The sequence below is a fragment of the Paenibacillus sp. Z3-2 genome (genome assembly GCF_054161325.1).
In genome coordinates this window covers 6253922-6280089 of the sequence record NZ_CP096397.1, presented here as the reverse complement: position 1 = coordinate 6280089, position 26168 = coordinate 6253922, and the positions used below count along the sequence as shown (strand labels likewise).

Here is a 26168-nt window from a genome sequence, read left to right as displayed (position 1 = left end):
CCCATCCAACCTGGTTCTAATCTGGTTCTAACCTGCTATCTTGCGCGATCGTGCTCGGCTATATGATGATATAACATATTCACAGCCATCGGTTTTCGACCCTGGGACCTCCGCCGGGTTGATAATCGGTACAAACGGTTCTATAATGGCAGTTCCGGCATGCCTGAGAGCAGAAAATGCCTACGGATTTACATTCAACCGTTTAGAATGAGGGTATAACGTCCAATGATGGAGATAGAGCGAACGTACAGGAAGCATGGAAGAAACGAAATCGTTGAGGATATGCAGCAGAGGGCCGAGTTAGCTGTGAAGGCCAGGAAAGAGGGATTGTGATTGTTTAAAATATTGGTATTTATCTTTTTGATCCAGATTGTATACGTATCGGCTTATACATTACGGATGATTCTGACACTCAAAGGACAGAAATATATCGCCGCACTGATCAGCATGGGTGAGATTGTGATCTATGTGCTCGGTCTGAATCTGGTGCTCAAGTATCTAACCCAACCTTCTGCCCTGATCGTCTACGCGGTAGGTTATGGGCTCGGTGTGTTACTCGGGGCCTGGATCGAAGAGAAGATTGCCCTCGGTTACGTTACCGTTAAAGTAATCTGTAACCAGATGGGAAGCAACGTTGCGAATGCCCTGCGGGACAAAGGCTACGGCGTTACGGCCTGGGTGGGTAGTGGACGTGACGGAGATCGGCTCGTGATGGAGATTCTGGCGAAACGAAAAAACCAGAAACTGCTCTATCAGACGATTCTCAGTCTGGACCCCAAAGCATTTGTCATCACCGTAGAGCCCAAACAGTTCCATGGCGGCTTCTGGACACGTTCCATTAAAAAGTAAAATCGAGCAGGTCTGCAGCAGATGCAGTCCTGCTTTTTTGGTTTCATCCCATCCGACATTTTCTAGTTGCCTCGACGTATCCCTGAAACCTCACTCCCCAAGTTAACTCCGTACGATTCAAGGTTGCTTATAGTACAATCCCTTGCTGTACCAGCCATTCCCGCCTACATGTGAGATAGGGATTATTGTTGTAATCGCTTTCAAAATATACATTGAGAACATGTCCTTCGTAACACGGCATGGCAGCGATGGGCGAATGTAATCATTATATTTCGGGAGGAATGGAATCGATGAAAATCAAATTTCGAAGTTTATGCAGCACAGCCTTGGCTCTAACGCTGGGGTTAACTTTATTGTCCGGACCGGCAAATGTGCAGGCAGCGGGCAACGCAGAATACAATCTCACAGGCTTCTCCCAAGGAAACGCAGGTGGCGGGATCATCAGTGAATCGAACACAGCCACGTATAAGAAAGTGTATAATGCGACCGATCTGGCGTTGGCTCTGAAAAAGAACTCCGGTGTCAAAGTCGTTGAGATCATGAACGATCTGAATCTGGGATGGAATGAAATTCCGAGCGCAGCGCAGACTTCTCCTTTTGCCAAGCATAATGATGCGCTGACGCATCCCGTTTTGAAACAGACAGGTGTCAGCAAACTCACGATTGACGGTTTCAATGGACTCACCATTTTCTCCGCTAACGGTTCCAAAATCAAACATGCTGCGATCAGCGTGAAACGAAGCTCGAATGTCATCATCCGCAACCTGGAATTTGATGAGTTATGGGAATGGGATGAATCTACCAAAGGCGACTATGACAAGAACGATTGGGATTACATTACCCTGGAAGAGAGCAGCAACGTATGGATTGACCACTGCACATTCAATAAAGCTTATGACGGACTCGTCGATTCGAAAAAAGGAACCAGCGGCGTGACCATCTCCTGGTCCCTCTTCAAAGGGGATGACGGCAGCTCAAATAGCTGGGTTACCCAGCAGATCAATGAATTGGAAGCAAACAAGGCTTCCTATCCCATGTACAACTACCTGCGCAGCAGTGCGGTTGGTCTCAGCAAAGCAGACATTATCGCTATCTCTGGACCGCAGAAGAAAGGACATCTGGTCGGTTCCACCAGTCTGGAGTCGGCTAACGCCAATCTGTCCATGACGCTGCACCATAACCTGTACAAGGATATTCAGGACCGGATGCCACGTCTCCGCGGAGGTAACGCACATGCCTATAATATTGTGATGGATGCAACCGGAGCACGTGCCGCCAAAGCCAAAATCACCACCGCGATGTCAACAGCGATTGCGTCCAAAGGCTATAAGTTCGATATCATTGGCAATGGGGCAATCTCCACAGAGAGCGGAGCCGTATTGATCGAGAATTCAGTCATCAAGGATGTTCTGTATCCTGTTCGCAACAATCAGACTGATCCCGCCGATGCCAACTATACTGGCAAAATCAGAGTGACCGATACCATGTATTCTCTCGATGGAAGTTCGCTCCGAGGCAGCAGTGATACATCCGGCAGTCCGCTTGCACCGATCCCGGCCGTGGTAAAATCCTTCTCCTGGAACGGCTTCACGTCACTCCCTTACAACTATCAGGTGGATGACCCATCCACGCTGAATGCACGTCTCACCGCTTCCAATGGCGCAGGTTCTGGTAAATTGACCTGGTCCAAGGATAATTGGTTGAAGACAAGTTATTAGACGATGATGTGATTTAAATTCTGAGAACAAAGTGAGGGGGCATCAGAGTAACCTGTTGCTTTTTCATTCTTCAAACAAAGAAAAGAGTGCTCCTGCAGCTACGATAGCCGGGAGTACTCTTTTTATATGAATCAACCCCATAAACAGTTTGGCGGCCGTTTGAAGAATGATTTCTTGTAAGGGTGAATCATTTACAGCATGTTTTGGTCTTCCGGGTGAACGTTGTAAATCCGTTATTCATCTTGATTACCTCTGTGAGTAATTTATGCAAATTATCCATTTATACGAATTCACCTTGTAATTTTACTTACCGGTAAATATAATCTATTAGATTAGAACAGCCGTTTCTGTCTGATAGGGCTGGATATAGGGATGGTGAAGCAGCTTGGATGTATGGATATACTTCGCACTTACTCTTGTTTATTTGATACTTGTTATTCGGATGACCGTCGTTTTGACCCAGAGGAAGCAATGGCTGTCGTATTCCAGTTTTCAGTTATTCGTAGCGTTCAGCTTGGCATATGATAATGGAATTCTTGCTCTAGGTAATATAATAGGGGAAGGGGAACCGCTAATGGTTCTCAATAGCCTTCGATTTTGGCTACATGCCTTTGCTACCCCTACCCTTATTCTTGTGAGCTACCATATCTTGCGTAGTTCAGGTGCCAAGTTTGCGAATAACAGTATAACGAATGTGGCAGCATGGCTGATAACACTGGGTCTGGTTTTCTACCAGATTGCAGGCTTTACTATATCCGAGGTTAAAAATCTCACTGTTATAGAAGAGTATGGAGTACTGAGATATATGGCAGAAGGTCATGGAGGTCCGCCGGTGATGGTTATCATCGTGGGGATTGTACTCTTATTTGTTAGTCTGATCGTTCTTTTTAAACATAAATGGGTATGGCTGTTTGTTGGGACTGCATTATTGTTTGTAGGGCAGTTAATCTCCCTGCCAGTGGAAAGTGGAACTTTAACCAATGTGTATGAGCTGATCCTCATCCTCTCGATTTGGAGAACGACTACATTTTTGATGGATTCAACAGATCGTCGCCGTCCTTAAGCCCCGATGCATCAGAAAAGACTGGCCTGTAAGATAGAGGCCAGTCATCTGTGTTCATTTATTTCATTTTAATTCAGATATCCATGGTATCTGATGAGGCAGACGCAGCACTTACCGATTCACGATAGATGATGTTGCCTTTCACGTGTACACGGCCGAAACTGCGGTTCGGGTTGTCGATCTTCTTGAGCATGGACTGAACTGCCGTGCGCGCCATCTGTTCCACATCCACTTCGACGGTTGTCAGCTTGGGATCGGAGAGCATGGCATAGATATCATTATCAAAACCAACAACAGAGCATTGGCCTGGTACCTGAATATCCATGGAAGTCAGTTTTTGAACCAGTAGATGAGCGACCTGATCACAGTTGCATACAAAGGCCGTTGGCAGTTGCTCGGGCAGGTCGATCTCAATAAACGTACCCCGTTCATCCCGATCATCCAGAACCAGATCCGGATTCATCGGCAACCGATGTTCCAGTAAAGATTTGTAATATCCGAGGAACCGGTCCTGAATGCTGCTCGTGGAATACAGGTTCCCCACGTAAGCAATGTTACGGTGGCCCTGCTGAACCAAATAGTTCGTCAGCTCATAGGCAGCGTAGAAGTTATCGGTAACGACGGAATCGATGTCCGAATGTTCATCGTAGAAGTCGAGAAACATCTTGGGAACATCCATTGATCGCACCAATTCAATATACTCTTTGCTGATCTGTCCGAGCACAATGAAACCATCAACCTTGTTATCGCTGTATAGCTTGGGAAGCGTTAACTCTTCCTCATCCTCCACATTCAGAATGTGCAGAATGCCGTAGTAGCCCTGTTCCTCCAGATGTTTGGTGATACGCTGGAACACGCGTACATAGAACGACTGCGTAGGCCCGGTAAAACGCTCCGGGATAATTACGCCAATATTATGGGTTAAGCCTTCCTTCATGGAACGGGCAGCAGCATTATACCGGTAGCCCATTTCAACAGCAAGCACTTTAATTTTTTCCTTTAATTCGCCACTCACGCCATCTTTATCATTCAATGCTTTCGAGACGGTCACACTGCTGACCCCGAGCCTGTCGGCGATATCCCGCATGGTGATATTGTTCTTCAGTATGGTCGCCTCCTTCAAGCCGGTATAGGCACAATGTGCTGTCATTATGATGAGCGCTTTCTCCATACATAATAACAATCCATATCAGTATACATCGTTACCAACTTGGAATAAAGCCATTCTGACTGTTGTTTCGCTATTTTCAGCATATTTCAGGTTTGCATGAAAGGTTGCTATAGCGATGTTATGTCAATTGTTTCTGTAAAAGCTTCTCATTCTGTTCTATCAGCTGACCCCGCTGGCTGGCACAGTCCAGGGAACGATATGGATCAGCCGGTGTATTGAACGTATAATCGACTAGCTTTTCCAGCGTGGTTGTTGCCACATGACAGCGGGTATCACTGGATGCGTAATAGATAAAGACCTCATTATTTTCGTTGACTACGGCACCATTGCAGAAAATAACATTGGATACATCGCCTACACGCTCATCGTCATAAGGGGCAATGAAGTGGCCGCCCGGCTTGGCGATAATACGCGCCGGATCATTCAGATCCGTAGCGAAGGTGTATAACACATAACGCAGGCCTGCCGCGGTGTTCCGAACCCCGTGAGCAATGTGAATCCAGCCACGATCCGTCTTGAGCGGAGCAGGGCCCTGGCCATTTTTGACCTCATAGACCGTATGATATTGCCGTTCGTCGATAATCGTCTCTTCATGAATGACCGGGTTCAAGATATCCTCACACAGACCGAAGGCAATTCCGCCGCCGCTGCCTGTGGAGATGAATCCGTCCTGTGGACGGGTGTAGAAGGCATACTTTCCATCCACGAATTCCGGGTGCAATACGACATTGCGCTGTTGAGGGGAATTCGTTGTTATGTTGGGCAACCGTTCCCAGCTTGTGAGATCTCGTGTCCGAACCAGTCCTGCCTGTGCCACTGCGCTGGACGTGTCAAATGCAGGTGCTTCCGGGTCTTTGCGTTCCGAGCAATAGATGCCATAGATCCAGCCATCCTCATGTTGAACCAAGCGCATATCATATTGATTGGTTTCATCCGCATCAATATCTTCCCAGACTAATGGTTTACCTGTAAATCGGAATCCGTCGATGCCATTGTCACTCTCGGCGAGCGCGAAGATCGATTTGCGATCCAATCCTTCGGTACGAATAACCATGACGTATTTGCCATTGAAATAGATGGCTCCCGGATTCAGCGTCGCATTAATGCCCAGACGCTCCATGAAATGCGGGTTGGTCGTCTCATCCAGATCGAATCTCCAATGCAGCGGTACATGATGGCGAGTGATTACCGGATATTGATACCGATCATATACGCCGTTGTAGAAGGAAGAATTGATCTCATTGGGGCGAGTAAGCAGCTGCTCCTGTTTCTCCAGTAACTCCTTGTATTTCGGGTGTATCATTCTGATCCCATCCTCTCGATTAGTTCAATACAGAATCTGCTATTGTGATACGGACATTTCCACGGTCCGGCAATTTCGCTCTGATCCGGTGTGCCGTTCCCATCAACCGACCAGTACCATTCCCCACCAGCGCGCTGATCTATGATGTTTTCTTTCGTATAGCTCCACAGGCGTTCCACTCTCTCCAGAAACAGTGGATCACCTGTACGCTGATATGCATTATAGAAACCGACCATCGCCTCGGCTTGAACCCACCAAATTCGCTTCTCATCGATATGTTCACCTTCTTGTTCATTTAGCAGGGAACCATCAGCATTCACGGCTACATTGGAGATGTTATAGGCAATATCTGTTACCATCGCTGCATACTCCGGATGTTGTTCCAGCCCCAACACTTTTAACGTTTCGTCGATCAGCCAGCTGGCTTCAATGTCATGTCCGAACGAGCGCAGATCGATGATGGATTCCCACTGTTTGTTGAAAAATACCCCGAGAAACTTGGTGTCTTGGTCATACACGCGTTCATACAAAATTCCGAGCAGGCGTCCCAGTGCCGCCTTCACTTGTTGATCCGGCCACACTCGATAGAGCGTGGTGTAGGCCTCCAGCACATGGATATGCGTATTCATTGTGTAGTCCGCAATAACCCCATTTTCGCTCAGCATTTCATTGGGCTGTTCCTTCCATGTGCGATCAAATTGTTCCTTGTACGCAGGTAGTTCGGCATCCAGACCTTTGTCCTCGATCAGAGCAAAAAGCGTTTTTGCAAGTTCCAATGCAGAAGCATCCCCGGTAGCGCGATAGTACTCACTGAGTGAGTACACGCCGAATGATTGCGTATACACATGTTTGCTCGTGTCCAGCGCTTCCCCTGTGTAATCTACCATCCAGTACATGCCGCCATATTCGCTATCCATCACATGATCGGCGAGAAAACGGTATGCATGTTCAGCGTGCTCGCGCCATCTCTCGTTTCCGGTAACCCGATACGCTGCTGCAAAAGACCAGAGTTGCCGTGCCGTGGCGATCCCGCCTTTGGGTGCCTGTTGATTAACCTGAAGATCATTGCCGACCCAGCCGTAGAATCCACCGTGGGTTGTATCTTTGAGGTTGGACCAGAAGGGTAAAATCTGCTTTTCCCAATGTTCCTTCATCTCAGATTGGAGCTGGGTTGTTTTGGTATTCATAAGTGAGCACTCCTTCAGAATGTTACATCAATCTCAATCCGTTAAGTTAACGGTAACCTTATAAAACAATATTAGTGCTCAGAAAAACAGATGTCAACGAATTACCTCGCAATTTTTATTGTTAGGTTATAAATAAATGAATTGACAGGTAAGCGTTACCATAATAGAATTCATTTTGTAACCTTAACGATAACTTAACGAATTTAAGAAAGGGGTCGAAACAATTGAGAAAAAACAAAGGTTGGATGATGTTGCTGACGATGCTGCTCATCACTTCGCTACTTGCTGCATGTTCATCCGGAGGTGGATCTTCGCAGGCAGGGGAGGAGATCAGTACAGATCCGGCAGATATCAAAGGTGAAATAACCGTTCTGACGCAACGGACAGATATTGTGGATACCGTGTTCAAAGACTATGCTGCAGAATTCAACAAGGAATACCCCGATGTAAAAGTAAACTTTCAGGCGCTGGCCGACTACGAAGGACAAGTGAAAATCCGTATGAGCACCAAGGATTATGGTGATGTACTGATGATCCCGACCAGTGTTCCGATCGCAGATATCCCGGACTTTTTCGAGCCGCTCGGCACGTACGATGAATTGAAAGACAAATACACCGCCATTGAAGAACGCATGGTGGATGGTCAGGTCTACGGTATCCCTACCGTAATTACGTTCTCCGGAATCATTTATAACAAACAGGTCTTCAAAGACGCAGGCATTATGGAAGTTCCAAAAACACCGGAGCAATTCCAGGCTGCACTTCAATTGGTCAAAGACAATACAGATGCGGTTCCGCTTTACACCAACTATGCATCTGGCTGGGCATTAACCCAATGGGAATCGGATCTGCCAACAGTTGCAGGCAGTGTGGATTACGTTAACGTGGACCAACCGAACACAGATGAGAACTTTGTGCCTGGTCAGCCGCACTACGAACTATATAAGGTGCTCTATGATGCAGCCAAGAACGGTCTAATCGAGAAAGATCCAACGACAACGGACTGGGAAAGCTCCAAAGCGGATCTCGCCAAAGGCAAAATTGCTACGATGGCACTGGGCTCTTGGGCGATCACACAGATCCAAGGGATGACGGATACTCCGGACGACATCGGATTCTTACCTTTCCCAACCAATGCAAGTGAGGTTGTGGTTCCGCTCTCCGCAGACTATAACATCGGCATGAACGTGAACAGTGAGAACAAACCTGCTGCCAAAGCCTGGATTGACTGGTTCCTGGCGAAATCGAACTACGCAGTTGAACAGGGCGGCGGTATGGATGCAGACAAGAATGCTGAATTGCCACCGATTTTGGATCAATATAAAGATGTGAAATTCTCCACGCTTACACCTGCCAAAGAAGGTCAAGAAGGGCTGGTTGACAAGATTGATAACGAAGGCGAAATCGGTCTCTGGCAGCCTGACTTCAAGAAACGCATTATCGAAGCAGGTATTGGGAACCGCAAGGAATCATATGACGACATCATGAAAGATCTGAACGATAAGTGGGTAAAAGCACGAGCAGAACTCACGAAATAACGAGAATGACCTGAGTGGATCTGGCGGTAAAAGGACTGCGGGGGGGCATGTAAGTCCATGTATACATGGAGCATCCGGTACTCGGAAGCATGATGCCAGATGCTCTTCCTCGGCAGTTGTTCCAACAGAATTCCATTGGATGGGAGTCTTTCGATATATAGGCGGGAGAACCGCTTGGAGGTGTGGAGAGCATGAAGTACTTAAAACTTTCGAATTGGGGCTACTCAGCGCAACGCATATTTATCATCTGTGCCTTCTCAATTATTCCGCTGGCGTTGCTGTTCACGTTTGCATACTTACCAGTCATCAACATGTTCAAATACAGTTTCACCGATTGGAACGGATACAGTAAAAGGTTCGATTATGTTGGCTTTGAGAACTATACACGCATATTCAGTGATCCCGAATATTTCAAAGTATTTATTGTCAGCCTGTATTACTTCGTGGCCACGTTCTTACAGATGGGCTTGGCGCTTTACTTTGCCACGATTCTGAGTTTCAAAGTTCGAGGCAAAAACTTCTTCAAAGGCATACTGTTCTTCCCTTATTTGCTGAATGGGGTAGCCATCGGTTTTATCTTCCTCTTTTTCTTCAAACCGGACGGTACACTCGATATGCTCATGCATGCTGTAGGGCTGGGACAATACACGCAGCTCTGGCTCGGTAATCCTAATATTATTAACGTGTCACTCGCAGGTGCATCGGTATGGAGATACATGGGCTTTAACTTTATCATTTTCCTGGGTGCAATCTCCTCCATTCCGAAGGATGTGTATGAAGCATCCGATATTGATGGTGCCAATCGCTGGCAGCAATTCCGCCACATCATCCTGCCAAGCATTACACGCATCCTGCAGCTCAACCTGATCTTGGCGATTAGCGGCGCAATTAGTGCGTTCGATATTCCATATATCATGACCGATGGTTCCAACGGCAGTATGACATTTGTAATCCAAACGGTTCATTTGGCGTTTAAATATGGCAAGCTGGGACTGGCATCCGCCATGGCTGTGGTGCTGCTCTTGATCGTTATTCTCGTTACGCTCGTTCAGCGCGTCACCATGAAAGGGGAGGAATGAACGTGAACCAATTCAAATACACCCTTGCGAGCGTGGTTAAATATGCTTCCCTGGTGCTTGCGGCGTTTATCGCGCTGTTACCCATCGTGGTCATCCTGTTTGCCTCTCTCAAAACCAATGCGGAATACGCTACCAGCAGCCCGCTTGCCCCGCCAGCCAACTGGCTGAACTTTGCGAACTATGCGAAGGCTTTTGTGGATGGCAACATGCTGGTCGGTTTCAAAAATACAATTATTATCCTGATCATCTCCATTATAGGTGCAACCTTAACGGGTTCCATGATCGCGTATGTGCTGGATCGGTTCAAATTCAAAGGCAAGAAAATCATGGTTGCGGCATTCCTGCTCGCTACCCTGATTCCAAGTGTTACGACGCAGGTTGCCACATTCCAGATCATCAACGCCCTAGACCTGTTTAACACGCGCTGGGCAGCCATCGTGATGTACCTGGGTACAGATATCATCGCGGTGTATATCTTCCTGCAGTTCCTGGGTTCCATCTCAAGTGCACTGGATGAATCCGCCATGCTGGATGGCGCATCATACTTCACGATCTACTGGAAAATCATTCTGCCACTGCTGAAACCAGCCATTGTAACGGTCATTATCGTGAAGGGCGTTAACATCTATAACGACTTCTACACACCGTTCCTGTACATGCCGAAGACCGATCTACAGGTCATATCCACCGCCTTGTTCAAATTCAAGGGACCGTTCGGATCGCAGTGGGAAGTCATCAGCGCTGGCATCATGATCGCCATTATTCCAACGATGATCATCTTCTTGCTGCTACAGAAGTACATCTACAACGGCTTCGCGCAAGGCTCCGTTAAATAAAAAAACACGAAAGGCTATATGAAATGCATATGAGATTACACAGAAACGAAGAGGACAGAAAAAAGCTGGAGAAACGAAGTGGTCGCATTTATCCCCGGATTTCCCCCTTTGATAAGGGTATCAAAAAATCTGGGGATAACGGCGATCGGAAGGTTGTTCTGTCATCAAAGTGGTCTAGTGTAATTTTAGTATTCATTTCATAAAGCCTAACCGAAGGGAGAAATGAAAAATGTCAGTTGCCGAAACGAAAAACGTACACATTGTTGGGGACGCTTTGCCGAATATGCCGTGGGAGAACAAACCGGAGGGAACGGAAGGCCCGGTATGGAGACACTCGGCGAATCCAGTGGTTCCGCGTAATCCGGTCAAAGGCGTTGCCCGCATTTTCAACAGTGCCGTTGTTCCTTATGAAGGAAAATTCATTGGGGTATTCCGTGCTGAAACCGTTAATGGCCGTCCGCACCTTCACATGGGAGCGAGTGAGGACGGTTTGGAGTGGACGATTGAAGAAGAGCGCATTGCATTTGTGGATGAGAATGGCGATCCGTTCATGCCGAACTATGCGTACGATCCACGTTTGGTCAAAGTCGAGGATACGTATTACATCATCTGGTGTACAGACTTCTACGGTGCAGCACTGGGCCTGGCCAAAACAGATGACTTCAAAACATTTGTCCGCCTCGAAAATCCAATGCTGCCATTCAATCGTAATGGTGTGTTGTTCCCGCGCAAAATCAACGACAACTATGTGATGTTGTCCAGACCAAGTGACAGTGGACATACACCATTCGGAGATATTTTCCTGAGTGAGAGCCCTGATCTTGTGTACTGGGGCAAGCACCGTCATGTGATGAGCAAAGGCGGTCAGGGCTGGTGGCAATCGGTCAAAATTGGTGGCGGCCCTGCTCCGATCGAAACGTCCGAAGGCTGGCTGATGTTCTACCACGGCGTCACGGGAACCTGTAATGGATTGGTATATAGCATGGGGGCGGTCATTCTGGATCTGGATGAGCCTTCCAAAGTAAAATATCGTTCCTCTAACTTCGTGCTGACACCGGAAAAGTGGTATGAAGAACAAGGCTTCGTTGATAACGTCATCTTCCCATGCGCAACGCTGCATGATGCCGAGACCGGACGTATCGCCATCTATTACGGTGCTGCCGACACGTATGTGGGCGTGGCGTACACGACCATCGAAGAGATCATGAACTATGTGATCGAGACGGACGAGGTTATTGCAGGTGACCGCGAGGAAGGCAAGCTGTAATTGTAGTAAAACCTAAAAAAGTTAATTCACACACTAACGGAGAGTGCAGAACCAATCTGAAGAAACGGAGTGTTCGCATTTATAACCGGATTTTACCCTTTTTAAAGGGAATCAGAAAATCTGGGGATAACGGCGATCGGAAGATGTACTGCACTCGGAGTGACAGGAACGGTGAAAGGGGCTTTACAGTGCAAACATATATGGATTACATCAAAGGATTTACATTTGGCTGGATGAGTGGCAAGGGTGACTTCCGCAAGCCGGAGGCCAAAGAATCCTTGCGTCTGATGGCTGAACGCACAGGCAGTTCACATGTTATTTTTGCACTGGCGGCACATCAGGATCATCCGCAGGCGGTAGAAGTGAAGTATCGGGGTGCACATCTGGTGGAGGATGATGAACTGGTCGACATGATTCGTTATGCCCGCACACTCGGGCTGCGTGTCATTCTGAAACCAACCGTCAACTGCACCGATGGTACATGGCGTGCACACATTAACTTTTTTGATATCGATGTGCCGTGTGAGCCGAAGTGGAAGGATTGGTTCCGCAGCTACACGGCATTTCAGAAGCATTATGCAGCGATTGCAGAGCAGGAAAAGTGCGAGATGTTCATCGTAGGCTGTGAGATGGTGCAATCCGAGCGTCGGGACCAAGAGTGGCGCGAGGTGATCGCTGGTGTGCGTGAAGTGTACACTGGACTGGTGTCATACAACACAGACAAATATCAGGAAGGTCATGTGAAGTGGTGGGATGCAGTGGACGTGATCTCTTCCAGTGGTTATTATCCCATTGGAGATTGGGAGGCGCAGCTGGATCGAATTGAGCAGGCGATTGCTCCCTATGGCAAACCCTTTTTCTTCGCGGAAGCAGGCTGTCCCAGCCGCGATGGATCAGCCCAGGTACCGAACGATTGGGGACTGGAAGGCGAAGTGAGCGCTGAGGAACAGGAGCGTTTCTATGAAGCGATGTTCCGGCATGTCAGTCAGCGTGACTGGGTACGCGGGTTCGGTCTATGGGATTGGAGCGCACATCTGCATGCGGAGAAGAATGCGCTGATTGACGACGGTTATGGGGTGTATGGTAAGCCTGCGGAGAAAATGATTCGTCGGTTCTATGAAGGCATCACTGTAGAAACTTAAACGAGAAACAAGAAGGTGTATGTGAAGATGAATCTCAGTGATATATCTCCATATGTACTTTGATGATTTCCATGCTGTGAGCAAGGAATAGCAGATATTGGTGGAACTTATTTTTCCAGTTGTAATTCACATTCAGATCAAAAAGCCTTTCCTCCTACAGGAAAGGTTTTTTGGCTATTTTAGTAACAACACATACCATGTCGAATTTTATTGACAAAAGGAGGGCTCCTGCCTATTCTTAATGAATGAATATGAGAATCATTATCATGAAATAGAGAAAAGGGGTTCTACATCCATGATTGTACAACATCGCAAATCTTCGGCTCTCACACTGGCAACTATGCTCTTGTTGCTATTGGTTATCGTGGGCTGCAGCAATACAGGAAGTGCAGATCAATCCTCATCTGCTGCTTCGGATCAAACATCTACGAAGTCGATTACGATGTCATGGCCACGTGATATCGGTACAATGAATCCGCATACGTACAATCCTTCGCAATTATTTGCCCAATCCATGCTCTATGAGCCGCTGATCAGTTACCAGAAGGACGGAAAACTGGAACCTGCCCTGGCAGAATCATGGACCATCTCCGATGACGGCAAAGTATATACATTCAAGCTTCGCCAAGGTGTGAAATTCTCAGATGGCACGCCATTTAATGCTGAGATTGTGAAAAAGAATTTTGATGCTGTTATGAAAAATAAAGATACACATAGCTGGCTGGGTATTGTAGGCGTGCTCGACAAGATGGAGGTTGTGGACGATCAGACTTTCCGGTTGACACTCACAGAGCCGTATTATCCGGTCTTGCAGGATTTGTCTGTAGTTCGTCCTTTCCGCTTCCTGGGTGAAGCCGGATTCCCGGATGACGGAGATACTTCCCAAGGCATCAAAGAGCCGGTGGGTACTGGCCCGTGGATGCTGGCTGAATACAAGCAGGACGAATATGCCGTCTTCAAGCGTAACCCGAACTATTGGGGAACAGCACCGAAGGTAGATCAGATTACGGTTAAGATCATTCCTGATGGGGAGACCCGTGTTCTTGCTTTTGAAAAAGGTGATCTCGACCTGATCTACGGTGAAGGTGTGATCAGCCTGGATGCATTCCAACAACTTCGTGACAACGATGAGTATGTAACCCAATTGTCTGATCCTGTGGGAACTCGCAGTCTGTTGCTGAACTCTTCCAATCCGAAGATGTCTGATGTCAGAGTACGGATGGCACTCCAGCAAGGATTCAACAAAAAGGCGATGGTGGAAGGCGTCACTTCCGGTTTGGAAGAGCCAGCCGATACCGTATTGTCCAAAAACTATCCGTACACCAATGTAGACCTGGAACCGATCACGTATGACGTGGAGAGATCCAAAGCATTACTGGATGAGGCGGGCTGGAAGTTGCCTGCAGGTGGTACGGTTCGTGAGAAGGACGGTCAGCAGCTTGATTTTGAGATGATTTTTGACAAGACGGACCCGATTCAGAAAGCGATGGCTGAGACCATTCAGGCGGAATGGAGCGAGCTTGGGGTTAAGGTAAACCTCACTGGACTGGAACTGACGGTACAGATCAAGCGCTTGAAAGCCAATGATTTCGACCTGTATTTCTGGTACAACTATGGTGCGCCATATGATCCACATTCCTTCATTAATGTTGTGGCGAACCCTGGATTTGGGATTTCCGAGACCTTGAGTGCGTTGCCGATGAAAAAGGAACTGGACGATCAGGTGCATGCAGCCCTGTCTTCCACAGACGAGACGAAACGCCAGGAACTATATGGCTCCATCCTCAAGACGCTTCAGGAGCAATCGGCCATCGTACCGATCTCTTATATTAAGAAAACGGCTGTATATCAGAAGAAAATTTCCAACTTTATTTTCCCGGCGAACCGTGACGAAAATCCGTTTGTGGGCATTGAATTGGGCAATTAATAAGTAGTGACTTTGAGAGTGGTAAGGTCATGTAGCTTGATAAAAGGGAGGAACGTTTGGTGATCGGTTATATTGGTAAACGAATGATCGCGATCATTCCTATCGTTTTTATTGCTACACTTGTGACCTTTGCGCTTATTCATATATCGCCGGTTGATCCGGCCGAGGCTTATCTGACAGCCGCTCATATCTATCCAACACCGGAGCTGCTTGCGCAAAAGCGGCATGAGTTCGGTCTGGATCAGCCTATGTTAACCCAATATGTGCATACGATTCAGAAGATTGCCAAGCTCGACTTCGGCACCTCATATCTCACCAATAAACCCGTATGGGATGAAGTGAAATTAAGGCTCCCGGCTACGGCTGAACTAGCCCTCTGGAGTATATTGTTATCGGCTTTGGTGAGTATTCCTTTAGGAATACTGGCGGCGGTGTATAAGAATAGCTGGATTGACATGGTCAGCCGTGCGATTTCCTATTTTGGAGCATCTATTCCGCAATTCTGGCTCGGTTACCTGCTGATCTTCTTTTTCTCGGTGAAGCTGGACTGGCTCCCTGTGGAGGGGCGTGGATCGTGGGAGAATCTGGTTCTGCCTACGATTACACTCTCCTTGATTCTTATTGCGATCTACACCCGATTATTGCGTTCCAGTGTACTGGAGCAATTGCAGGAGACATATGTACAGTATGCGAGAACGCGCGGGATTCGCGAACGAGTCATTATGCTGAAACATGTCCTGAAAATCGCCATATCGCCCCTCATTACGGGGATGGGTATGAGTATGGGCAAGCTGCTCACAGGCACCATTATTGTGGAGCAAGTGTTTTCCTGGCCTGGGTTCGGACGATACTTTGTCGATGCGATATTTAATCGGGATATTCCCGTTATTCAATGTTATGTCTTCCTGGCGGCCTGCCTGTTCATCGTATGCAATCTGCTCGTTGATCTGGTGCAACTGGTGATGGACCCACGGATTTCAGCGAAAGGACGGGCAGAACATTGATAAACAAATGGCGTGCGGTATTTAAAGGACAGAGAGCCATCCAGATATGCTCGGTGATCATATTGCTTTTCTTCATGGTAGCGTTATTAGCCCCATGGATTGCTCCTCATGACCCTGTGAAGGTGAATCTGTTACAGAAGCTGGCGAGTCCATCCTTTGAGCATTGGCTGGGAACGGATCATCTGGGACGCGACAATCTCACCAGGTTAATATATGGCGCTCGGGTGTCGCTCGGATTTGCTACCCTGATCTTTCTGTCTTCTTTGCTCATAGGTGTCATTGTGGGTTCGATCTCCGGGTACCTCGGTGGCTGGGTGGACAGTCTGCTGATGCGCTTGTGTGAAGGCATTATGGCGTTTCCGAATCTGGTGCTGGTGCTGGGCATTGTAGGGATCTTTGGTCCAGGTCTGATGCAGGTTCTTCTAGCCCTCATGATGGTACAGTGGGTGTATTATGCACGCATCTGCCGGAATATGGTCGTTAGTCTGAAGGAACGGAACTTCATCGCAGCGGCGCGGATTAGCGGCTCCTCTTCATGGACGATTATCCGCAGACATATCATCCCCAACGTACAGCGTCCCATTGTAGTGATGGGCACGTTGGAGATGGGCTGGGCGATTATGGATATATCCGCTCTGTCCTTCTTGGGACTTGGTATTCAACCACCGAATGCAGAATGGGGCGCCATGATTCATGAAGGAACGGGTTATATTCGCAGTCATCCGGAGTTGATGATCTACCCGGGTGCATTAATTCTGCTGGTAGTTATTACGTTCAACATTTTGGGTGAAGCGTTATCCGAGCGTTATGGCATTGCAAAAAGGTAGTGGTTCGAAACCAAAGGTAATATGGAGGTGAATGTAACGATGGATGATGCAGCGAAAGTACTCGAAGTTCGTGGTCTGCAAGTGAATCTTAGAACAGCGGAGGGTTCAGTCCCGTTACTGGAGCCCATTGATTTCGAATTAAAAAAAGGTCGTGTCTTCGGTCTGGTCGGTGAGAGTGGCAGCGGCAAGACCGTTACGTGTAACGCGTTGCTCCATCTGCTTGATCCACGCAGGATGGAAGTGTCGGGCAGCATCCGTCTGAATGGGCGGGAGCTTAGCTCATTGTCAGGTGAGGAGATGCGACGCATCCGCGGCAAGGACATCGGATTTATTATGCAGAATCCGATGAATGCTTTTACACCCGTATATACGATTGGATCTCAATTCATTGAAACTTTACGTACGCATACAGAAATGTCCAAAGCAGCGGCCCGAGAGCGAGCGATTGCTGCCTTGGCAGATATGAACTTGCCCGAACCGGCCAAGCTGATGAAGCGATATCCCTTCCAACTGAGTGGAGGCATGTTGCAGCGGGTGATGATCGCCATATCGATGTGCCTGCGACCAGCCCTGGTTATTGCCGATGAACCAACGACGGCACTGGATGTCGTGAATCAGTTGAAGGTGCTTCAGGAATTGGATCGGCTACGTACGGAATATGGCACATCCATCTTGCTCATCTCCCACGATCTGGGCGTGATCTCGCAAATGGCGGATGAAGTCGCGGTTATGCAGAAGGGACGAATAGTGGAGCAGGCGGATGTGTACCAACTGTTTGATCACCCGCAGCATGAGTATACCCGGATGTTGTTAAATGCCAGGCCCGTTATGTCTTTGGGACAATAGCGAATGACAGATGAGTTGCTTCTGTCAAGTACAAGAGAGGAGGATGACCTGATGCTTCAGGTACGTGAAGTAAGCCATAACTATGGCAAACGCAATTGGCTGGATCGTTCGGGAGCGCGTCCTCCTGTGCTGGCAGACATTTCGCTTACGATTGAAAAGGGTATGTGTCTGGGACTGCTGGGTACGAGCGGGGCGGGTAAAAGTACCTTGGGCAAAATCATTCTTGGGCTGGAGAAGCCTAGCCAGGGTCAGATTTTGTTTCAGGGTCAGGATATCTATCGATCCAGCAAACCAGTGCTTAAGGGATTACGACGTGATCTGCAAGTCGTGTTCCAGGACTGTTATTCGGCTGTGAATCCGCTCATGACTGCCGCGGAGATCATTGGGGAGCCGCTGGATAATTACGAGCGTTTGTCGGCAAAAGAACAACTTCGTGTGATTGGACAATTGCTTGAGCAGGTTGGACTTACACCTGAGGATGTAAACAAGCTTCCGCACCAGTTCAGCGGTGGACAATTACAGCGAGTTAACATCGCACGAGCCATCGCTCTCAAGCCAAAGTTAATCGTACTGGACGAATCGATCAGCAGCCTGGATATGGTGCACCAGACGCAAATCCTATCCTTATTGGCTGAGTTAAGAGCGTCCTACGGGTTGTCGTACCTCTTTATCACGCATGACATCCGGGCTGCCATGACGATATGTGACCGCATTGCGGTAATGGATCAGGGCAGGCTTGTCTATAGCGGTGATGCGGGGGATTCGGTAATGCAGTCGGATCATCCTGCTGTCCAGCAGCTGGTTACAGCTATTTTGCCTGAGCATCCGTCAGGCCGTATTTCGTTTGGGTAATGCGTTGCTCGTACTGTTGCGGGATCGTGTAAATAACGTGTGCAAGGTTCGTTAGACTATAACGAACGCAACAAAGGGGTGTCCCGTCTTGAACATGACGCAGGGACATCCCTCTGTTGTTTTATTTAGGAATAGGCAGTTTTCTGTCTTACCCCATCCTCCGCCCAAGTTGCTCCATCTTATCCAACCAATTCTTTCTCTGTTCATCTGACTTCTTCCCAACTTGATCTACCGTTGTTATCCGCACAGGCTTGATGCCAGTGAGTCCCAATGTGGAGATCTTCATCATCTTGTGTGCGGGCTCACCATGGAACCATTTGAAGTACCAACTCGGGCCATCCATGGTAGTGATCATGCGAGCGGTGCGGCCTTTGAGCAGCTGATCCGGGAAAGGTTTTCCTTTTTGATACTTGAAGGCGTAACCTGGCATGAAGATCCGGTCAATGAAACCTTTCAGCAGGGCAGGTGGTCCTCCCCACCAGATTGGGAATACCCATACGAGATGCTCGGCCCACTTGATCGCTTCTTGGGCTTGTAGCAAATCCGGTTCGAGTGGAAGTTTATTACGATATCCTCCCTCCAGATTCATGTTGAATGCCAACTCGTTCAAGGTGATCATGCGGACATCGGCACCCGCTTGCACTGCACCTTTACGATATGCCTCAGCTAGTGCGCCGTTATAACTGGGTGAGACAGGATTACCTTGAATAATTAATATTTTCTTCATAGAAGATGACACGTCCTGACTATTTTAGTTAATGAACACTAACCTCATGTGCAAAAAGAAAAGGTCACGTATGACCCGATAATCCATCTGTATATCCTGATGGTATGTTGACGATTATTTTTTTGGGGGTACCTGCCCCAACATTGATGCAAGACGATGAACAGTCTCGCCCGTATAAGGTACCAACAGCTCCGGCAGCTCACCTTGCATACTGGAGACCGCCATACGTGTAATCGCACCAATAATCAGTACGCCTGTGAGCCTCGAATCCTGCTGAGGAAGCTCCCCTCGCATGATTCCCTGATCGATCAGATCCATTAACGCATCCAATGGCTGACGGTAATCCTCGCTGCTTCCAGCTTCAATGAATATTTCATGATTCTGTGAAATCAGCAGCAGTCCGTAGGGATCTTCATCATGCAGATGGAGCACCTCGGTAACCAGTTGCTTGAAGCGTTCCAGTACGGGGCCTTCCCGGCGAACATACCCGTCAATCAATGCAGTATAGTCGACACAGTATTGAGTGAAGGCTTCCAGGGCAACGGCATCTTTGTTTTTAAAATGTTTGTAGATCGCCGCGTCGGTTACTCCGGCGGCGTCACCGATCTCTTTGACGGATATGCCGTCAACGCCTTTGGTTGCGAACAAGCGCATAGCCGCTTGTAAGATATCTTTCTTTTTGCTATCCACATGAGGTTTGTTCTTCATGATTGTATAGTAAGTGATTACTAACTAAAATGCAAGAAGCACTTTTGAATCCTCTGACTTGATTCCTTGAATAGGCACTTACGACCTAAGCTTGCAGGCTTGTGAGCGGCAACGTATGATGGATAGAAATCATAACATGAGGATACGAACAGCAGGGAGAACGAATATGGATGGTGGGTAGCGTGTATGAAGAGAAGGATGCACACAGCTGGGTGACGCCTGAAGGAATGCTGAATGATCAATATGTAACCAATCGGGAACCGTTATATAAAGGAATGAACGGACGATATGTGGAGCGATTCACTGTTCCTACCGGTGGAAGTTATATTTTCAAACCGCTGACGAATCCTGCGCAGCATGGGCGGGAACGATGGATGTACGAGCGTGTGATGTCTGGATTACCGCCGTTCTACCCGCAGCTTATTGCTGCGTCTGATCTTACCATTGCACCAGCACAGAGCTGGATGATCTACGAGGATCTGGGGCAGCTTGTGCATAATTCGCAAGAAGCGACGATGCTCGGCGCAGCGGCACATATGGCAGCGTGGCATGCATTGCCTGTTACGGATTGGAGCGAGCTGCCTCGCGTGGGCCAGAAACCGTCCATTCGCACGATGTTGGATGAGTTGCAAATGCAGAAGCAATCTACTGTTGATCTGTTGTCCAGACTGGACATGCAGCTGTCCGCATCGGATTGGGACAAGATCACCAGGTTGATCCTCACGGCAGAGGAAGAACTTCCAACCGTTCTTTGTCACGGAGATTTGCATCCTGGTAACATGGCGGAGGTGGACGGCAGACTGGTCATCTTGGACTGGGAGCATGCCCATCTGAATACGCCGCTGTGGGATGTGTACCATCTGGTGGATCTCTCGCATCCGCTGTTTCCCAGAACGGTTACGCCTGCCCTGCGAGAGCGGGTTATGGATGTTTATTTGGACAAACTGGGGAGCTTGGGCGTACAGATTGAACGGGTTCTTTTTACAGGATGGTACGATGCCTATGCTATTGTATTCTCGCTCTGGATGCTGCGTTTGATTGACGGTGATCTGAGGAGTGAGGAATGTGTGTGGCCGAAGGAGCAGCTGCGAAGCCAGTGGCACGAGACGGTAGCGACGCTGGAACAGTGCATGAAGCATATGCGTGAGGAATAGAAATGAGAGGTGAGAAGTTTGCGTAAAGTCGGACTTGTTATGCGTAAAATTCAATTTACAGAAGCTCAGGGGCCGCGCGTATTTGCGGATCGGCTGAAACAAATTGGTCTGGAGTTGGGCGTGGATATTGTGTTCATCTCGCCGGAGCGTCATGTCAGCGGATATGACTGGTTGCCAGGTTATGAGCATGAGAAAGGCGACCTGGTGAACTATGATATCGTGCTGGATCAGATTCATAGCCAAAATATAGAACATGTCATCTACACCGTGTCCGGGTTTACGTTTTTGAAGATGTTCTTACCGAAGAGCGTGTTGTTCCCGCACAGTTTCCCCGATCCCGCGCTGACGGGATATGAGATGATGAAGCCATTTTATACGATGGTGGATAAAGCCATTGTACAGACGGAGTTTTTGAAAACAGAGTTGGGCCGCAATTTCGGTGTACATGACGTGAACGTCATTCCGATTGGATTTAGCGAAGAGCTGGCGAACCGGCACTATGACCCGAGTCAGGTTGTGCATAATCGTGTGCTCTGGATCGGTCGGGATGAAGCGAACCGTCGCCCGGACTTGGTCCTGGAATATGCGCGGCAGAACCCGGATAAGGAAGTGTACATGGTGTTCGGGGGTGTACGCTATCAGGAAAGCATGAAGAAGTACGACATTCCTGCCAACGTGAAGCTGAAGTTTGCGCTCACTCAGGATGAGATTTTTACCCTGATGAACTCATCGAAGGTCTACTGGAGTTGTTCGGCCTTTGATACGTTTGCAATGCCACTGACGGAAGCGATGGCGATGGGCAAAATGGTCGTGAAGCCGGAGCATGCCTGCTACGGTCACATTCGATCCACACATGCCTTTGCAGGCAATGAGGATAACTGGTTTGAACTGGTGAACATGGCTGCGGCTGCACCGCGCAGTGTCTCAGAAGACAACCGGGAGTATGCGTTTAGTGCTTTTTCGCGCACGAAGATGAAAGAAGGATACCGGAACTTTTTCTCGGATTGGTTGAAGTAAAGGAAGGTCTGTAACGAAGGGCTTGATCCATCCAAGCAACAGGAGGGGAACCTTATGGAAGTACTGATCATGTGGACTTTGGGAATGTGGGCGGTGCAGTTGCTGATTGAATGGCTTATCTACCGGATGCAAGGACGGCGAATGACGTGGGTTCAGTATATATTGCCATGTGTGGCTTTGCTTGGCGGTGCCGTTGTAATCATGATCAGCATCAATATTGGCGGATGGAATGGCATCGGATATGCTCTGCTCGGTGTATCATTCGGTACCGCGGGAATGTTAACACTCATTACGGTGGCGATCAGGGATGTGATGCTTCGGCGACGGGGCAGGGATTAAGCGGAAGAATGAAACTACTGTACAGTAAGATTAAATTGGGCGATAGGATGGTTGCAGGAATACATTCGTCTGTGATATATTGACATTAATTATGACAAGGGAGGTGAAGACAGGTGAATCACGAGATGCTTAACAACCGTATAAGCCAGCTGCCGATTGCTATGGCTGGCATTGTTCATACTTTTCTGACCAACGGGAGAAGTCTGTCCAATTTTGAATATACGGAAGTTAACATTTGCGAGAAGATGCCTGCCTTGACCTCATTCGGACGATAAGCGATATTGCTTGAATTCTGAAGGGCCGCGGAGCTAACCTCCTGCGGCTCTTTTTGTGTTGCGGTCAGGATCTTCCAACCTATAGGAGGAACCTTATTATGATAATTATTAGCGCGCAACAACTGACTCAATACCACGGAGCACATCTGGTGCTGGACGGCATTACATTTGAAATTATGGAAGGCGACAAGGTCGCACTGATTGGCCGCAACGGAAGCGGCAAGACAACACTTATGCGCCTGATGGCAAGGCTGAACAAGCCGGACGAGGGTCAATTGATGATAAAGAAAGATACACGAATGGGGTATGTGGCCCAGGTTCCGGAAGGATTGGATGACCATACCGTACTGGATGTATTGAGTCTTGGATTCAAGGAGCTCATGGTATGTTCCACGCAAATGAAGGAAATGGAGCAGCAGATGTCCGATCCGGCATGCGCAGCAGACCCTAGTCAATTGGAGCGCCTGCTGAAACGTTATGCAGCGCTGCAAGACCAGTTCGAGCGTGAGGGTGGATACGAAATGGATGCCCGGATCGATCAGGTGGCGGACGGTCTGGATATCGACAAGGCGCATTATGGTTGGCGCTTCGGTTCTCTGTCCGGTGGGGAGCAGACTCGGGTAGTGCTGGCTTCACAGCTAATCGTAAGACCCGATCTGTTATTGCTGGATGAGCCGACGAACCATCTCGATCTGGAGCGGGTCGAGTGGCTGGAAGGATATTTACGAGAATACCCCGGCACCATTGTCCTGATCTCGCATGATCGCTATTTTCTGGATCGGGTCGTGAATCGAACACTGGAGCTGGAGGATGGAGAAGCAGAGACATCTGCTGGTGGTTATACGGAATATATGAAAGTGAAGGAACAACGGCTGTTGCAGCAATTCGAGGAGTTCAAAGAGCAGCAGAAGGTTATCAAGAAAATGAAGGAAACGATTCGCCAGCTGGAGGAGTGGGGCCGAATTGGTGGGAATGAAAAGTTCTTCAGGCGGGCGGCTTCGATGCGTAAAGCAATCGAGCGGATGGAACAGGTGAAGCGTCCTGTACTGGAGCGTCGCAATGCCGAGTTCGATGTGCGCCCTACGGATCGAACGGGTAAACGGGTAGCCGTATTGGAACAGGTCGAGAAGAGCTATGGCGAGCGTGAAATCCTGCGCGGAATCTCGGGTCTGCTGGAATATGGGGATAAAATTGCACTCATTGGCCGCAATGGTTCCGGTAAGACGACCCTGTTCAAGCTGTTGCTTGGTGACGAGCAGCCCAATGCTGGCAAGCTGGAGTGGGGGGCACGTGTGGATGTAGGGTATCTGGCTCAACAGGAGGAACCCACGAATCCGAAGCTGAATGTACTCGAATACTTCCGTCTGGAAGCGGGCGTGGAGGAAGGCGAGGCTCGCGGAATTCTGGCCCGATACCTGTTCTACGGTGCGGATGTATTCCGCTCTGTCGGGCAATTATCCGGCGGGGAATGGACGCGTCTACGGCTGGCTCTGCTGGTGCAGCGCAAACCCAATGTACTGCTGCTCGATGAGCCGACCAACCATCTGGATATCGCATCCAGAGAAGCGCTGGAAGAGTCCTTGGTTGATTTTGAAGGAACCGTACTTGCCATCTCGCATGATCGGTATTTCGTCAATCGCCTCGCTTCCCGTGTCTGGGAACTGGAGGACGGACAGATGACCGCTTATCTCGGAGACTATGAGGCGTATCGTGAGAAGAAACTCGATTTGCAAGCTCGTGCAGCGGCGACAAGTCAGTCTACAGCAGGATCGGGAGTTTCTTCTCGCGGGAACGTCAAGTCAGAGATGAAGTCAGGTTTAACGTCCGCGCCCGGCGGGACTGCCAGATCAGGGAAGAAACCAGAAGTAACCTCGACATTGAACGGTTCCACTGTTGCGGCCACCGTTGGAAGTCGTGATCATGAAGATTCAACAGGATCAGGCAAGTCGAATGCCTCTTCGGCAGCAACTGCATCGAATCATAGAAGCAGCAACGGCAATATACTGTCTGCGGAGAAGCTGGAGAAGACCCTGGCTCGTCTTGAGGCAGAGATTCAGGTGCTGGATCAACAGTTGGAAACGGTACAGAACAATCCGCTTGAACTGGAACAAATCTGGAATGACCGGGAGCAATTGTCCACTGAATACAATGATGTTTTGGCCCAGTGGGCTGAGTTATAAGTCAGAATAGCACGAGCATAAGATTGAACAAGCGAGGTCGGAGAGTCTTCTCCGGCCTTTTTGCACCTGGGTTACATACCAAACGCGGAATCTGCGTGCTAGCCAAGCAAGCGTTAAATCACGAATGTAGCATCATCGACGACGCCTCGAACAGTAGCTTTTATTACATGTCATGGTGAATAGAATCAATTTCATAACTCATTAAAAATGGAGTTTTGTAACTAGACATAGACAAATTAAACCATTTTAATCTATGTCTAGCCTTGATTTGAAGCAGCTAAAGGTAATATGAAATTGATTCACTAGTGTAACTTTTTTCCTTCTGATGCGTTAAATACGTTTGTATGAATTGAAACGGCTCATCTAAGAGCTCGCAAAAAGGGAGGTTACCGGTATCTATTATTCATTGACGTATCGGAGTTGGTCGGATGATCGACAGGCGGAGACAGGGGTGCTGGAACAGACTTCAGTCACGCGGGATGAACTGTTCATGCGCAAATTGGTGGATGCCACCCTGGTGAAAAACAAACTCTGGGCGCATCTGTCCAATGAATGCCAGGATGGGCGGGAACATGCAGTATACGTGACGGCATATGACCAACAGATGCCGGACGAGTACGGTGCAGCCATTGCGGATGCTGCGCTGGCGATGTGCAAAATGTCTTCCATGTACAGCGCAGAGTATATGCTGTGGAATGGAAGTTCGTTTCAGGAGTTGGAGCTCACAGCGTCATCCACCTATGTGATGGAGCTTGCCGAGCAACTGCTGGACCATTACATGGTTCGCGGTGGCAAGACGTATGAGTTCCTGTATTCCGTGCTGGATGCGGATCGCAAAAAAGTGTTGTTTTATATGAAAGAGGTGGATCTGTGATGAGTGACCAAAAGCAGGGGCAAGCATCCAAACCCGGATCAAAAGCGAAGCTGGTTGCTTTCTCCCTGATGCTGGCGGTTCCTGCCGTGTTATCCGGTTGTGGCAGCAACAATGATGAATGTGACCCGGAGTATGATACCGGATGTGAATATGATTCCAGTAGCGGACACTATTACTACGGTGGGTCGTCGTATCGAAGCAACAAGGACAGTAACAGCTCCTATAGCAAATCCAAGTCCAAATCAAGCGGCTTCGGTAGCTTCTTCCGCAGTTCGGGAGGATAAC

At 48.5% G+C, this 26168-nt stretch carries 25 protein-coding genes; 20 read left to right on the top strand and 5 right to left on the bottom strand.

The annotated features are described in order from the left end of the window. The first annotated feature begins 333 nt into the window (after positions 1-333). From M1D71_RS28010 to M1D71_RS28000, 3 genes are all read left to right on the top strand, one after another. Positions 334-849, top strand: a complete 516-nt coding sequence (locus tag M1D71_RS28010) for a DUF2179 domain-containing protein (protein WP_091012544.1) — start codon at positions 334-336, stop codon at positions 847-849. Between the two features lie 290 nt (positions 850-1139). Then, positions 1140-2567 carry a pectate lyase family protein gene (locus tag M1D71_RS28005; protein ID WP_458124531.1) on the top strand — a complete coding sequence of 476 codons (1428 nt, stop codon included), beginning with the start codon at positions 1140-1142 and terminating at the stop codon, positions 2565-2567. Positions 2568-3141: 574 nt separating this feature from the next. Further along, positions 3142-3630 carry a hypothetical protein gene (locus tag M1D71_RS28000; protein WP_458124530.1) on the top strand — a complete coding sequence of 163 codons (489 nt, stop codon included), beginning with the start codon at positions 3142-3144 and terminating at the stop codon, positions 3628-3630. 73 nt (positions 3631-3703) lie between these two features. Here the strand turns inward: M1D71_RS28000 and M1D71_RS27995 are convergent, their stop codons facing one another. From M1D71_RS27995 to M1D71_RS27985, 3 genes are all read right to left on the bottom strand, one after another. Next, complete coding sequence (locus M1D71_RS27995) at positions 3704-4780, bottom strand: substrate-binding domain-containing protein (protein ID WP_458124529.1); 1077 nt, start codon at positions 4778-4780, stop codon at positions 3704-3706. Positions 4781-4919: 139 nt separating this feature from the next. After that, positions 4920-6104: a glycoside hydrolase family 130 protein gene (locus tag M1D71_RS27990; protein WP_458124528.1), complete on the bottom strand. Its 1185-nt coding sequence runs from the start codon at positions 6102-6104 to the stop codon at positions 4920-4922. Beyond that, a complete protein-coding gene (locus tag M1D71_RS27985; RefSeq protein WP_458124527.1) occupies positions 6101-7291 on the bottom strand; it encodes an AGE family epimerase/isomerase in 1191 nt (396 codons plus the stop codon). The genes M1D71_RS27990 and M1D71_RS27985 overlap by 4 nt, the downstream gene beginning before the upstream one ends. 224 nt (positions 7292-7515) lie before the next feature. Here M1D71_RS27985 and M1D71_RS27980 point away from each other — a divergent pair, with 224 nt between their 5' ends. The 10 genes from M1D71_RS27980 (at position 7516) to nikE (ending at position 18609) form a co-directional block, all read left to right on the top strand. Next, positions 7516-8829, top strand: a complete 1314-nt coding sequence (locus M1D71_RS27980) for an ABC transporter substrate-binding protein (RefSeq protein WP_100528225.1) — start codon at positions 7516-7518, stop codon at positions 8827-8829. A gap of 191 nt (positions 8830-9020) precedes the next feature. Then, positions 9021-9908: a carbohydrate ABC transporter permease gene (locus M1D71_RS27975; protein WP_017691677.1), complete on the top strand. Its 888-nt coding sequence runs from the start codon at positions 9021-9023 to the stop codon at positions 9906-9908. Then, complete coding sequence (locus M1D71_RS27970; RefSeq protein WP_458124526.1) at positions 9905-10744, top strand: carbohydrate ABC transporter permease; 840 nt, start codon at positions 9905-9907, stop codon at positions 10742-10744. Before M1D71_RS27975 ends, M1D71_RS27970 begins: the two co-directional genes overlap by 4 nt. Positions 10745-10973: 229 nt before the next feature. Next, positions 10974-12011 carry a glycoside hydrolase family 130 protein gene (locus M1D71_RS27965; RefSeq protein ID WP_458124525.1) on the top strand — a complete coding sequence of 346 codons (1038 nt, stop codon included), beginning with the start codon at positions 10974-10976 and terminating at the stop codon, positions 12009-12011. 200 nt (positions 12012-12211) lie between these two features. Continuing rightward, a complete protein-coding gene (locus tag M1D71_RS27960; protein WP_458127371.1) occupies positions 12212-13153 on the top strand; it encodes a glycoside hydrolase family 113 in 942 nt (313 codons plus the stop codon). A gap of 295 nt (positions 13154-13448) precedes the next feature. Continuing rightward, a complete protein-coding gene (gene nikA, locus M1D71_RS27955) occupies positions 13449-15080 on the top strand; it encodes a nickel ABC transporter substrate-binding protein (protein ID WP_458124524.1) in 1632 nt (543 codons plus the stop codon). 59 nt (positions 15081-15139) lie between these two features. After that, on the top strand, positions 15140-16084 hold the full coding sequence (gene nikB, locus M1D71_RS27950; RefSeq protein WP_458124523.1) for a nickel ABC transporter permease subunit NikB: 945 nt from the start codon (positions 15140-15142) through the stop codon (positions 16082-16084). Continuing rightward, positions 16081-16911, top strand: a complete 831-nt coding sequence (gene nikC / locus M1D71_RS27945; RefSeq protein ID WP_458124522.1) for a nickel ABC transporter permease subunit NikC — start codon at positions 16081-16083, stop codon at positions 16909-16911. The genes nikB and nikC overlap by 4 nt, the downstream gene beginning before the upstream one ends. A gap of 39 nt (positions 16912-16950) precedes the next feature. Then, the gene (gene nikD / locus M1D71_RS27940; RefSeq protein ID WP_458124521.1) at positions 16951-17757 is read left to right on the top strand and encodes a nickel import ATP-binding protein NikD; all 807 of its coding nucleotides are present in this window, start codon (positions 16951-16953) and stop codon (positions 17755-17757) included. Positions 17758-17808: 51 nt separating this feature from the next. Beyond that, entirely contained in the window at positions 17809-18609 is an 801-nt protein-coding gene (nikE, locus tag M1D71_RS27935; protein ID WP_458124520.1) for a nickel import ATP-binding protein NikE, read from the top strand. A gap of 148 nt (positions 18610-18757) precedes the next feature. Here the strand turns inward: nikE and M1D71_RS27930 are convergent, their stop codons facing one another. Beyond that, positions 18758-19336, bottom strand: coding sequence for an NAD(P)H-dependent oxidoreductase (locus M1D71_RS27930; RefSeq protein ID WP_458124519.1), 579 nt, complete (start codon positions 19334-19336; stop codon positions 18758-18760). 114 nt (positions 19337-19450) lie between these two features. Further along, positions 19451-20044, bottom strand: coding sequence for a TetR/AcrR family transcriptional regulator (locus M1D71_RS27925; protein WP_458124518.1), 594 nt, complete (start codon positions 20042-20044; stop codon positions 19451-19453). A gap of 170 nt (positions 20045-20214) precedes the next feature. On the opposite strand from M1D71_RS27925, the gene M1D71_RS27920 reads away from it, so the two are divergent. From M1D71_RS27920 to M1D71_RS27890, 7 genes are all read left to right on the top strand, one after another. Beyond that, entirely contained in the window at positions 20215-21198 is a 984-nt protein-coding gene (locus M1D71_RS27920; protein ID WP_458124517.1) for a phosphotransferase family protein, read from the top strand. 18 nt (positions 21199-21216) lie between these two features. Beyond that, positions 21217-22215, top strand: a complete 999-nt coding sequence (locus tag M1D71_RS27915) for a glycosyltransferase (protein WP_458124516.1) — start codon at positions 21217-21219, stop codon at positions 22213-22215. A 54-nt stretch (positions 22216-22269) separates the two neighbouring features. Continuing rightward, positions 22270-22554 carry a hypothetical protein gene (locus M1D71_RS27910; RefSeq protein WP_458124515.1) on the top strand — a complete coding sequence of 95 codons (285 nt, stop codon included), beginning with the start codon at positions 22270-22272 and terminating at the stop codon, positions 22552-22554. A gap of 113 nt (positions 22555-22667) precedes the next feature. Then, on the top strand, positions 22668-22829 hold the full coding sequence (locus M1D71_RS27905; RefSeq protein WP_017691697.1) for a hypothetical protein: 162 nt from the start codon (positions 22668-22670) through the stop codon (positions 22827-22829). A 98-nt stretch (positions 22830-22927) separates the two neighbouring features. Next, complete coding sequence (gene abc-f / locus M1D71_RS27900; protein ID WP_458124514.1) at positions 22928-25009, top strand: ribosomal protection-like ABC-F family protein; 2082 nt, start codon at positions 22928-22930, stop codon at positions 25007-25009. A 406-nt stretch (positions 25010-25415) separates the two neighbouring features. After that, the gene (locus tag M1D71_RS27895) at positions 25416-25883 is read left to right on the top strand and encodes a hypothetical protein (protein ID WP_458124513.1); all 468 of its coding nucleotides are present in this window, start codon (positions 25416-25418) and stop codon (positions 25881-25883) included. Beyond that, the gene (locus M1D71_RS27890; protein ID WP_458124512.1) at positions 25883-26167 is read left to right on the top strand and encodes a hypothetical protein; all 285 of its coding nucleotides are present in this window, start codon (positions 25883-25885) and stop codon (positions 26165-26167) included. Before M1D71_RS27895 ends, M1D71_RS27890 begins: the two co-directional genes overlap by 1 nt. Position 26168 lies beyond the last annotated feature (1 nt).